A 12,944-nucleotide genomic window follows, 5' to 3' on the forward strand; every position below is an offset into this window, starting at 1 on the left:
GCCGTCGACGGGCCGGGGACTTCACCCGGCCCGTCGACGCCCACGCACATGAAACGGTGGAGTTGCTCGACCCTTCAGCAGGTCACAGCGTTGCTAGAGGCTTCTAGAACGCCATGTCCCCGTCGTTCTCGATCTCCGCGATAATCAGTTCCTCGATTTTCCCGGAGAGTCGGGAAACGGTCGGGAAATCAAACATCACGCGGGCAGAAGGGTCGATGTCGAACATGGTCCGGACCCTAGCAATCACGCGAAGGCTCAGGACCGAGTTTCCGCCCAGGCTGAAGAAGTCCTCCTCGGCGCTCACCTGGTCCCACGCGAGACCCAGCACCTCCGCCCAGATCTCGGCCACCGCCTCCTCGGTCGGCGTGGCCGGCGCCACGTAGGCGCGGGCGTCCCCGTACTCCGGTGCGGGCAGGGCCCGCCGGTCGAGCTTGCCGTTGTTGGTCAGCGGCATCCTCTCCAGCGCCACGAAGGCGGCCGGGACCATGTACTCCGGCAGGGCCGCCGCCAGCGACTCCCGCAGCACGCCCTGGTCGAGGCCGCCGGGCGCGCCCGCGGCCGGCACCGCGTACGCCACCAGCCGCCGGTCGCCGGGCTGGTCCTCGCGCACCACCACGGCGGCCTGCGCCACCGAGGGGTGCCCGGCCACCAGTGCCTCGATCTCGCCGAGTTCGATCCGGAAGCCGCGGATCTTCACCTGGTCGTCGTTGCGCCCGAGGTAGTCGAGCGTGCCCGCGCCGGTCCACCGCGCCGTGTCGCCGGTCCGGTACATCCGGTCGCCCGGCCCGCCGAACGGGTCGGCGACGAAGCGGGTGGCGCTCAGCTCCGGCCGCCCCAGGTAGCCGCGGGCCAGCCCGCCGCCGGCGATGTACAGCTCGCCCCTGACGCCGGCGGGCACCGGGCGGCAGGCCGCGTCCAGGACGTAGGCGCGCAGGTGCGGCAGGGCGCGGCCGATGACGCTGTTGGCACCGGGAGCCAGGGAGCCGGGCTCGGCGTGGTGGCTGGTGACGTGGACGGTCGTCTCGGTGATCCCGTACATGTTGACGAGGACGGGCCCGCCCTTCCCGGACCGCTCCACCCACTCGGCGATGCGGCCCCAGTCGAGTGCCTCGCCGCCGAACACCACGGCCCGCAGGGCCAGTCGTGCGCGCAGGGCCGGGGCGGCGGCCAGTTCCTCGGCCAGCCGGTAGAAGGCGGAGGGCGTCTGGTTGAGCACCGTGACGCGCTCGTCGGCGAGGAGCCGCGCGAACTCCTCCGGCGCCCGGGCCACGTCCAGCCCCACCACGACCAGCCGCCCGCCGTGGGCGAGGGCGCCCCACAGCTCCCACACGGTGAAGTCGAAGGCGTAGGAGTGGAACATCGTCCACACGTCGGCCGGCCCGAAGGCGAACTCCTCCTCCGTCGCGTGCAGCAGCCGCGCCACGTTCCCGTGCGTGACCACCACGCCCTTGGGCCGGCCGGTCGACCCGGAGGTGTAGATGACGTACGCGGCCGAGTCGGCCCCCACGGCCACCGGCGCCGGCCGGGCGGGGCCTTCGGCCAGGACCCGCAGCGTCTCCGGCGCGTCCAGCACCACCGTCCGCACGGCGGGGGCGCCGTCCGGACCGCCGGGCAGGGCGTGCCCGGCCGCCCGCGAGGTGACCGCCAGCTCCACCGCGCTGTCGGTGAGGATGTACGCGATCCGGTCGGCCGGGGAGGCCGGATCGACCGGCACGTACGCGCCGCCCGCCTTCAGCACCGCCAGGATCGCCACCACCAGCTCGGCCGACCGGGGCAGCACCAGGCCGACCCGGGACTCGGGACCGACGCCCCGCCCGGCGAGATGCGCGGCGAGCCGGGCGGCCCGGGCGTCCAGCTCGCCGTAGGTGAGGGTGGCGCCCTCGAAGGTGACGGCCGGGGCGGCCGGGTCACGGCGGGCCCGCTCCTCGAACATGGTGAGCGGCGAGAGGCGGGACGGGTCCTGCGCGCCCGTGGCCGCGGCGGGCCCCAGGAGCCGTGCGCGTTCGGCCGCCTCCAGGAAGTCGTAGGAGAGCAGCGGGCGTTCACCGGCTTCCGCGAGGTCGGCGGTCAGGCGGTCGGCCAGGGTCAGCCAGTGCCGGACGAGCCGTGCGACGGTGGCACCGTCGAAGAGGTCGCTGTGGACGGCGAGCCCCTCCAGACCCCCGTGCGCGTCCGGCTGGAACTCCAGGTGGAGGTCGAACTGCGCGGTGTCGCGGGGCGGGAGGAACTCCTCGACCCGAACGCCCGGCAGCTCCAGCGCGGCAGGTGGCGTGTTCTGCAGGACCAGCATCGCCTGCACCAGCTGGGTGCGGCTGGTGTCGCGCTCGGGGGCCAGTTCCTCGATGAGGCGGCTGAACGGCACGTCCTGGTGGGCGAAGGCGTCGAGCACGGTCTGCCGGACCTCCGCCAGGAACTCCCCGAAGCTCCGCGCCTCGTCGACCGTGGACCGCAGCACCAGCGTGTTGGCGAAGAACCCGACCAGCCCCTCGGTCTCGGCCCGCTCCCGGCCCGAGACGACGGTGCCCAGCGAGATGTCCCGGCGGCCGGTGTAGCGGGCGAGGAGGAGCTGGGTGACGGCGGTGAGCACCATGAAGAGGCTCGCCCGCCCGTCGCGCCCGGCCCGGGTCAGCCGCTCGGTCAGCTCGGCCGGCACGGCGAACGCGTACTGCGAGCCCGCCGCGTCCCGCACCGCCGGACGCGGCCGGTCGGTCGGCAGCTCCAGCGGCTCCAGCCCCTCCAGCTTCCCGCGCCAGTACGCCAGGTCCGCCTCCAGCGCGTCGCCGGCGTGCCGGTCGCGCTGCCAGACGGCGAAGTCCGGGTACTGCACGGGCAGGGCCGGCAGGACCGCCTCCTCGCCGCGTACGGCGGCGGCGTACAGCTCGCTCAGTTCCCGGGTGATGATCCCCATCGACCAGCCGTCGGTGACGATGTGGTGCATGGCGAGAAGCAGGACGTGTGCGTCCTCGGCGGTCCGGGCGAGCAGCACCCGCAGCAGCGGCCCGGTCCGCAGGTCGAAGGGGACGGAGGCGGCGAGGTCCAGTGCCTCGTCCAGCTCGGCCGTGCGCACCGGCACGTCCAGCCGGGGGTGCACGACCTGCGTGCCGCGCCCGTCGACCGCCTCGAAGGTGGTCCGCAGCGCCTCGTGCCGGGCCACCAGGCCGTCGACGGCCGCCGACAGGGCCGCCCGGTCGAGCCGCCCGGTCAGGCGCAGCGCCGTGACCACGTTGTACTCGACGCCGCCCCGCGCGAAGTCGTCCAGGAACCAGAGGCGTTCCTGGGCGTAGGAGAGCGGGAGCGGAGCCCCGTCCCGGGCGACGGGGACGACGCCCGTCTCCCGCGCGGCCGGGGCGACGGCCTCCGCCAGCCCGGCGACCGTGGGGTGGTCGAAGAGGGCGCGCGGGGTGAGATGCGTACCGAGGGCCGTGCGGACCCGGGAGACGATCTTCAGGCTGGAGATGGAGTCGCCGCCGAGGGCGAAGAAGTCGTCCTCCACACCGACCCGGGCCAGCCCCAGTACCTCGGCCCAGACGGCGCAGAGGGCGCGTTCGGTCTCGGTGCGGGGCGCGGTGTACGCCGCGCCGGGCGCCGTGAACTCGGGTACGGGCAGGGCGCGCCGGTCGACCTTGCCGTTGACGGTCAGCGGGATCGCCTCAACGGTGGTGAAGACGGCCGGGACCATGTACTCCGGCAGGCTCTCGGCGAGGTGGGCCCGGAGGGCGTCCGCGGTCGTGCCGGGGCTCCGGTCCGGCCCGTGGCCGGCGTCCGGGTCCAGGACGACGTAGGCGGCGAGGTACTTGGTGCCGGGCTGGTCCTCGCGGGCCAGGACGCAGCTCCGCGCCACGGCGGGGTGGCTGAGGAGGGCGGTCTCGATCTCGCCGGTCTCGATGCGGTAGCCGCGGATCTTGACCTGGGTGTCGGTCCGCCCGAGGAAGTCGATGCGCCCGTCGGTGCGCCAGCGGGCGAGGTCGCCGGTGCGGTAGAGGCGGCCGCCGGGGTGGTGCGGGTCGGGGATGAACCGCTCGGCGGTGAGGCGCGGCTGGTCGTGGTAGCCGCGTGCCACGCCGGCGCCGCCGAGGTAGAGCTCGCCGGGGACGCCCACGGGGACGGGGCGCAGGGCACCGTCCAGGATGTAGGTGCGCATGTTGTCCATGGGCGTGCCCAGTGGAGCGGGGCCGGCGGCGACGTCGCCGGCGGTCAGGGGGCCGCTGACGGCGAAGGTGGTGGTCTCGGTGGGGCCGTAGCCGTTGACGAGGGTGAGGTCGGGGTGGTGGGTGAGGAGGGTGTGGGCGGCGTGGTGGGGGACGGCGTCGCCGCCGGTCCACACCTCCCGGATGCCGGTGAAGCACTCCGGGTCCTCCTCGACGAGGACGCCGAAGAGGGCGGCGGTGATCCACAGGGCGGTGACGCCGTCGGCGACGGCTTCGCGGATGGTGGTGGTGGTGAGGTCCTCGGTGGCGACGACGAGGGTGCGGCCGGTCAGGAGCGGTGTCCACACCTCGTAGGTGGCGGCGTCGAAGGAGTGCGGGGAGTGGAAGAGCACCCGGTCGTGGGCGCCGCCCGCGAAACGCCGGTCGGCGGCGAGGGCGGTGATGTCGGCGTGGGTGACGGCGACGCCCTTGGGGACGCCGGTCGAGCCGGAGGTGAACATCACGTACGCCAGGGAGCTCGGGTGTGCCGGCGGGAGCGGGCCGCTCGCCGGAGCCTCCGGGAGGGTGCGCGGGTCGAGGGTGGCGACGCCGGCCGGGGAGGGCTGGTCGCGGTCGGTGAGGAGCAGGGTGGTGCCGCTGCGGTCGAGGATGTCGCGGACGCGGTCCTCGGGGTGGCCGGCGTGCAGGGGGACGTAGGCGCCGCCGGCCTTGAGGACGGCGAGCATGGCCACGACCACGTCGGCGGAGCGTTCCAGGAGCAGGCCGACGCGGGACTCGGCGGTCACCCCCCGCTCCACCAGCGCGTGCGCCAGCCGCTCGGCGCGGCGGTCGAGTTGGCGGTAGGTGACGGCGGTGTCCCCGGTGGAGACGGCGACGGCGTCCGGGGTCGCGGCGACCCGCTCGGCGAACACCTCCACGACCGACCGCCCCACCGCGGACTCGGCGCCCCGGCCCCACTCGCCGAGCACGCGTGCCCGCTCGGTCTCCGGCAGGACCGGCACGGCCGCCAGCTCCGCGTCCCCGTCAGCGGTGAGCGCGTCGAACAGGTGGGCCAGGTGGGCGGCCAGGCGGCGGACGGTGGCGGCGTCGAAGCGCGCGGGGTCGTAGCCGAGGTCGAAGCGGAACCGGGCGCCGTCGTACGCGGTGAGCACCAGCGGGTAGTTGGTGGTCTCGGTGACCTCGATGTCCCGCAGGGAGAGGCCGAAGCGGCCCGGTTCCTCGGTGTCGACCGGATAGTTCTCGAAGACGACGAGGCTGTCGAAGAGCGGGGTGCCGGGCGGCAGTTCCGTCTCCAGGGCGCTGAGCGGCAGGTGCTCGTGGCGGCGGGCCTCCACCTGTGCGGCCTGGAGGCCGGCCAGCCAGCCCGCGACACGGGCGCGCGGGGGGACGCCCACCCGGACGGGCTGGGTGTTGATGAACAGGCCGAGGATCTCCTCGGCCCCCGGCAGCTCGGCCGGGCGGCCCGAGACGGTCGTCCCGAACACCACGTCCCCCTCACCCGCGTACTGGGCGAGGAGCAGAGCCCAGGCGCCCTGCACGACGGCGTTGACGGTCAGGCCGTTCTGCCGGGTGAAGGCGGTGACCCGCGACGACAGGGCCTCGGAGAGATCGTGTACGACGTGCCGGGACGACTGGCCGTGGCCGGCGCGTCCCGTGGAGGGGCGGTCGTACGGCAGCGGGGTCGGCTCCTCGAAACCGGCCAGGCGCGTCTTCCAGTAGGCGAGTCCGGGGGCCGTCGGCTGCGCGGACAGCCACTCGACGTACTCCCGGAAGGGCGCCCGGCTCCGGGCCGCTTCGGCGCGTGGGGCGGGTCGCGCTCCGGTGAGCGCGGCGTACCCGGTGAGGACGTCCGAGAGCAGGGCGGCGGTGCTCCAGCCGTCGAGGAGCAGGTGGTGGAAGGTCCACACCACCCGGACGCTCTCCTCGGCGCACCTGATCAGCGTGAGCCGCATCAGCGGCGGCGCCTCCAGGTCCAGGCCCCGGGCCAGGTCGTCCGCGAGGAGGTCCCGCAGCGCGGCCTCGCGGGCGGCGGCCGTCAGTTCCGACCAGTCGAGCGTGCGGACCGGCAGCTCGGCCCGCTCGTGCACCACCTGCACGGGACGGCCGAGATCACGCCACGCCACGGAGACGCGGAGCGCGTCCGCCCCCTCCACCGCGCGCTGCCACGCGGCGGCGAGTGCCGGCAGGTCCCGGGCGCCGTCCAGCGTGAAGGAGAACTGCTCCAGGTACGAGGGGGAGTCCGGCTCGGCCAGCGCGTGGAAGACCATGCCGGTCTGGAGCGGGGTCAGCGGGTACACGTCCGCCACGCCCCGGCCCGCCCCCGCACCGTCCGCACGGGAGAGCAGGGTGTCCACCTCGGCCTGGGCGAGGCCGGCCAGCGGGAAGTCGGACGGGGTGCGCCCGCCCGCGCCGGGCTCGGCACAGTGCCGCAGGAAGGTCCGCAGCTCACCCGCCATGGCCTGGGCCAGCCCCTCGACGGTGGACCGCCGCAGGCGGGCACCGGAGTACGACCAGGTGAGCACGAGCCGGCCGTCGCGCACCTCCCCGATCACGTCCAGTTCGTGCGGCCGCGTCTCGGCCGGGCCGAACTCGCCGCCGGGATTCATCCGCGTCGCGCGGTACAGCTCCCGTTCGCCGAGGCCGTCGAGGCGGCCCAGGTAGTTGAAGCTGATCCGGGGCTCGGCGTGGGAGGGGAGGGCGCCGCCCAGGTGGCGCAGGGCGCCGTAACCGATCCCCCGGTCGGGGATCGCCCGCAGTTGCTCCTTGACCGCCATGACGGCCGGACCCCAGGCGTCGCCCTCCGGGAGGCCGAGCGCCACCGGGTACATCGAGGTGAACCAGCCGACCGTGCGGGTCAGGTCGAGGTCGGCGAAGAGGTCCTCGCGCCCGTGGCCCTCCAGGTGGACGGCGAGCCGGTCGCGCCCGGTCCAGCCGCGCAGGGTCCGGGCCAGCGCCGTCAGCAGGACGTCGTTGACCTGCGTCCGGTAGACCGGCGGGACCTCCTGGAGCAGCGCCCGGGTCTGCTCGGCGTCGAGCGCCACGGAGACCGTCTCCTGCGCGCCCACGGTCGCGTCGCCGTCCGGGTCGTCCAGCGGCAGGGGCCCGCTGTCGGCCCGCTCGACGACCTCGCGCCAGTACGGCACCTGCGCGTCGAAGCCCCCGGCGGCGGTGTGCTCGGCCAGCCGCCGCGCCCACTGCCGCTCGGAGCTGGTCTTCGGCCCCAGGTCGACCGGCCGGCCCGCCCGGAGCTGCTCGTGGGCGGTGGCCAGGTCGTCCAGCAGGACGCGCCAGGAGACGCCGTCGGTCAGCAGGTGGTGGAGGGTGAACAGGACCCGCACGACCCGGGGTCCGGCGCCGACGCTCCCCTGTGCGGGGACCGCCGCGACCATCCGGGCCAACGGCCCCTCGGCCAGGTCGAACCCGGCCTGGGTCTCCTCGGTGATCTGGTGCCACGCCGCCCAGCCGTCCACGGGCTCCTCGTCGCCCTCGGCCATCCCGGCCAGTTCCCGCACCCGGAAGACGGCGTCCAGGTCGGCCTCGGCGAGCAGCTCGCCGGACCACCCGCCGTGGCCGTCCGGCCGGAAGACGGCGCGCAGCGCGTCGTGCTGGGCCAGGACGGCCGCGAGGGCGTCCCGCAGCGTCCCGGGCGTGGTGCCCGGGGCCGGGGTGAACTCCACGGCCATGTTGAAGTGGTGCGGCGTGGCGGGGTGGTGGGCGAAGAACCACTCACGGATCGGGGTGGTGGCGGCGGGTCCGCTGAGCGCTCCCTGCTCGGCCCGCGCGGCCGGGGGCGCGGTCGCTCCGGCGGCGGTGAGGTGGGCGGCGAGGGCGGCGACGGTCTGGCGGGTGAAGATGTCGCGGGAGGTCAGTTCGAGTCCGGCCCGGCGGGCGCGGGAGACGACCTGGATGCTGAGGATGGAGTCGCCGCCGAGGGTGAAGAAGTTGTCCCGGGTGCCGACGCGTTCCAGGCCCAGGGCCTCGGCCCAGATCGCGCAGAGGGTGTGCTCGGCCGGGGTGGCCGGTGCCACGTAGCCGCTGGTCTCCTCGGCGGGGGCGGGCAGCGCGCGGCGGTCGAGCTTGCCGCTGGAGTTGCGGGGCAGCGCGTCGAGGGTGACGAAGGCCGCGGGGACCATGTAGGCGGGGAGCCGCTCGCCCAGCCAGGTGCGCAGAGTGTCCGCGTCGGGGCCGGTGGTGTGCTCGGCGGGGACGGTGTAGGCGACGATCCGGGGGGTGCCGGGGGTGTCTTCGCGGACGGTGACGGTGGTCTGGGCGACGGCGGGGTGGGCGGTCAGGGCGGTTTCGATCTCGCCGAGTTCGATGCGCAGGCCGCGGATCTTGACCTGGTCGTCGGTGCGGCCGAGGTATTCGAGGACGCCCTCGGGGGTCCAGCGGACGAGGTCGCCGGTGCGGTAGAGGCGTTGGCCCGGGCGGTGCGGGTCGGCGGTGAAGCGTTCGGCCGTCAGTGCCGGACGCTCGTGGTAGCCGCGGGCGAGGCCGGGGCCGGAGACGTGGAGCTCGCCGGGGACGCCGACGGGGACCAGGCGCAGCCATCGGTCGCGGACGGTGAGGTGGGCCTCGGCGACCGGTTGGCCGATCGGCGGGGTTCCCTCGCGTCGGGTGTCGAGGGGGGTGCTGATGCTGGCGGCGACGGTGATCTCGGTGGGGCCGTAGGCGTTGAGCAGGCGGTGGCCGGGTGCCCAGCGTTGGACGAGGGCGGGGGTGAGGGCTTCGCCGCCGGTGGCGAGGACGGCGAGGTGGGGGAGGTGGGGGGCGTCGGTGGGGATGCTGGCGAGGACGGTGGGGGGGATGAGGGTGTGGGTGATCCGCCGGGTGGCGAGGGTGTCGTGGAGGTCTTGGCCGGCCAGGGCGCGGCCGTCGTCGGGGATGACGAGGGTGGCGCCGGCGGAGAGGGCCATGAGGAGTTCCATGACGGAGGCGTCGAAGCCTGCCGAGGCCAGTTGGAGCACGCGGGCGTCGCTGGTGATGCCGAAGCGTTCGGCGAGGGCGGCGGTGAAGGCGGCGATGCCGCGGTGGGTCACGAGCACGCCCTTGGGACGGCCCGTCGACCCGGAGGTGTAGATCATGTAGGCGCCGGCGTCGAGCGGCACCTCCGCCACCGGCGCCGGGCCGGGCGGCTCCGGCTGCTCGTGCCACTCCCACAGGGTGCGCGGGGTGACGACGAGGGCGGCGCCGCTGTCCTCCCGGACGAAGGCGAACCGCTCCTCGGGCCACTCCGGGTCCATCGGCACGTACACGCCGCCGAGCCGGGTGACCGCCAGCAGCACGGTCAGCCACTCCACCGACCGGGGCAGGGCGACGCCGACCCGGACCTCCGGGCCGACGCCCACCGCGGCCAGCCGGCGGGCCGCCCGCTCCACCCGCGCGTCCACCTCGGCGTACGACAGGGTCTCGTCGCCGCAGACCACGGCGGTGCCGGCGGTGCCCCGCGCGGCCACGCGGGAGCGCCACAGCGCGCCCAGGGTGACCGGGGTCTGTCCGACGCCGGTACGGGACACGCCCCATCCGCGCAGCAGGGCCTCCCGCTCGCGGCCGGTGACCAGCTCCACCCGGCACAGCGGGCGCCGCGCGCCCTCGCCGACCACGGCGGAGGCCAGCTCCACCCAGTGCCGGCCCAGCCGCTCCACCGTCGCCCGGTCGAACAGGTCGGTGCTGTACTCCACCTCGGCGCTCAGGCCGCCCGCGCGGCCCCAGAACTCGAAGGTCAGGTCGAAGCGGGCCGCGTCGCGCGGGACGTGGGCCCGCTCGGCGGGCAGCCCGGCGAAGGAGGTGAGGTCGGCGAAGGCGTTCTGGAGGACGACGGCGGCCTGGACGAGGGGGGTGCGGCTCGGGTCGCGCTCCGGCGCCAGCGCCTCCACCAGGCGGTCGAAGGGCACGTCCTGGTGGGCGAAGGCGGCCAGCGTGGTGTCGCGGACCTCCGCCAGGAGGCCGGCGAAGGAGCGGGACTCGTCGACCCGGGTGCGCAGCACCAGGGTGTTGACGAAGAAGCCGATCAGGTCGGCGGTCTCCTGCTGGTCACGCCCGGAGGTGACGGTGCCCACCGCGAGGTCGGTCCGGCCGCTCCAGCGGGCCAGCAGGAGCTGGGTGAGGGCGGTGACCACCATGAAGAGGCTGGACCGCTCCTCGCGCCCGAGCGCCACCAGCCCCTGGGCCACCTCGGCCGGCACGTCGAAGGCGTGCACGGCCCCGGCGGGGGTGCGCACGGCGGGACGCGGCCGGTCGGTGGGCAGCTCCAGCGGCTCCAGCCCCGCCAGCCGCTTACGCCAGTACGCCACCTGGCCGTCCAGCGCGTCCCCGGCGGTGGCCTCGCGCTGCCACAGGGCGTGGTCGGCGTACTGCACGGGGAGTGCGGGGAGCCCGGCGTCGGGGGCGCCGGTCAGCGCGGCGGCGTAGAGGGCGCCCAGGTCGCGGACGAGGACGCCGGCCGACCAGCCGTCGGTGACGATGTGGTGGAGCGTGGCCATCAGGACGTGCTCGGCGGGGCCGAGACGGACCGCCAGGACCCGCAGCAGCGGCCCGGTGCGCAGGTCGAACGGGGCGGCGTGCTCGGCCCCCAGCGCCGCGTCGAGGGCGGCGGCCCGCTCCTGCTCGCCGAGTCCGGCGAGGTCCCGCTCGGCCACGGGGACCCGCGGCGCGGCGGCGGGCGTGCGCACCACCTGCACCGGGCGGCCGTCCTCGGAGGTGAACACGGTCCGCAGGGACTCGTGCCGGGCCACCAGCGCGTCCACCGCCCGGTTCAGCGCGGTGGTGTCCAGCTCCCCGGCGACCCGCAGCGCGGCGGAGGTGTTGTACTCGCTGCTGTCGGGCGCGAACTCGTGGAGGATCCACAGGCGTTGCTGGGCGGGGGCGAGCGGCACCGCGGCGCCGCGCTCGGCGCGCGGGACGGAGGCGGGGGCGGCGGCCCCGGCCTCCTGCGCCCGCGCGTCGGACAGGGCCGCCAGGTCGGCGAGGACCGGCCGCTCGAAGAGGGCGCGCCAGGGCAGCGCCACGGAGGTGGCGGCCCGCAGCCGGGTGACGACCTGGAGGGCGAGGATCGAATCGCCGCCGAGGTCGAAGAAGTCGTCGTCCGCGCCGACCTCCCCGGCGTGCAGCACCTCGGACCAGATCCGGGCGAGGACCCGCTCGGTGGCGGTCCGGGGCGCGGTGCGGGGCCGGTCGGCGCGGTCGGTGTCGGCCGGGCCGGGGGCGGGCAGGGCGAGCCGGTCGAGCTTGCCGTTGGCGGTCAGCGGCAGCGCGTCCAGGACCACCAGGGCCGCCGGGACCATGAACTCCGGCAGTCCGGCGGCGGCGTGGGCGCGGACCGACCGCGGGTCCAGGGTGCGGCCGGGCTCCGCGACGAGGTGGGCGACCAGCCGTCTGGCGCCGGGCCGGTCCTCCCGGGCGGTGACGACGGCACTGCGGACGTCCGGGTGGGCGGCGAGCACCGCCTCGATCTCCCCCGGCTCGATGCGCAGACCGCGGATCTTCACCTGGTGGTCGCCGCGCCCGCCGTACTCCAGGGTGCCGTCGGCGCGCCAGCGGACCAGGTCACCGGTGCGGTAGAGGCGGTCCCCGGAGCCGGAGGGGTCGGCGGTGAAACGGGCGGCGGTCAGTCCGGCCCGCCCGTGGTAGCCGCGGGCCAGCGGTCCGCCGAGGTACAACTCGCCCCAGGCGCCCACCGGGACGGGGCGCAGCGCCTCGTCGAGCACGAGGGTGCGGGCTCCGGGCAGGGGGGTGCCGATCGGGTGCGGGCCCGTCGCGCCCGGCGGCAGCGGCGCGCTGAGGGTGGTGCAGACGGTGGCCTCGGTCGGGCCGTAGGCGTTGAGGACCCGGCGCCCGCCGGCCGACCAGCGGGCCACGATGTCGTCGGGGCAGCTCTCGCCGCCGATGACGAGGGTCCGCAGGTCGGGCAGGTCGCCCTCGGGCAGGGTGCTGAGGACGACCGGAGGCACCATCAGATGGCTGACGCGGCCCTCGGCGAGCAGCCGCAGCAGCTCCTCGCCCATCGGCTGGCCCTCGGCGAGGACGAGGGTGGCGCCGGCGGTGAGCGTCATGAGGATGTCGGCCATCGCCACGTCGAAGCTGGGCGAGACGTACTGGAGCACCCGGCTGCCGGCGTCCAGGCCGAGCGCGTCGACGTGGGCGGCGGCGAGACCGGGCAGGCCCGCGTGCGGGACGACGACGCCCTTGGGGCGACCGGTCGAACCGGAGGTGTAGATCATGTACGCCGCGTCGTCCGGGGCGGGCGCGGGTGACGCGTTGCCGCCGGTCCCGGGTGCGTCCGCGCCGGTGAGCCGGTCCAGTTCCAGGACGCCGCCGGCCGGGTGGGCACCGGCCGGGACCCGCTCCGCGTCGCGGACGAGCAGCACCCGCGGGGCGCTGTCGCCGAGGACGTAGGCGATGCGGTCGGCCGGGTAACCGGGGTCGACGGGGACGTACACGCCGCCCGCCCGCAGCACGGCGAGGAGGGCCGTGACCTGGGCGGCCGAGCGGTCCACGCACACCCCGACCGCGTCCCCGCGCCGTACGCCGCGCGCGCGCAGCAGCCCGGCCAGCCGGGCCGACTCCTCGTGGAGCCGGCGGTAGGTGAGGCCGGCCGCCGGCTCCTCGACGGCGACCGCGTCCGGGGCGTGGGCCGCCCGGGCCGCGACGGCCTCCAGCACGGTGGCGGCCGGGGCCGGGCGCGGGCCGGTGGTCCAGGCCGGCGGGACCGGCGAGCCGTCCCGCGCGGGCGGGCCCGCCTCGCCCGTGGCCTGGGCGGGCGCGGAGTTGCGGTGCGGCGAGGACGCCGTGGTCATG

General features: G+C 75.9%; 1 protein-coding gene. It reads right to left on the reverse strand.

Translation table 11 applies throughout. The annotated features are described in order from the left end of the window. Positions 1–103 precede the first annotated feature (103 nt). Complete coding sequence (locus Sdia_RS06915) at positions 104–12,943, reverse strand: non-ribosomal peptide synthetase (RefSeq protein ID WP_191835339.1); 12,840 nt, start codon at positions 12,941–12,943, stop codon at positions 104–106. Between the last annotated feature and the right edge of the window lies 1 nt (position 12,944).

This window comes from Streptomyces diastaticus subsp. diastaticus, assembly GCF_011170125.1.
In the GTDB taxonomy this organism is placed as follows: Bacteria; Actinomycetota; Actinomycetes; order Streptomycetales; family Streptomycetaceae; genus Streptomyces; species Streptomyces diastaticus.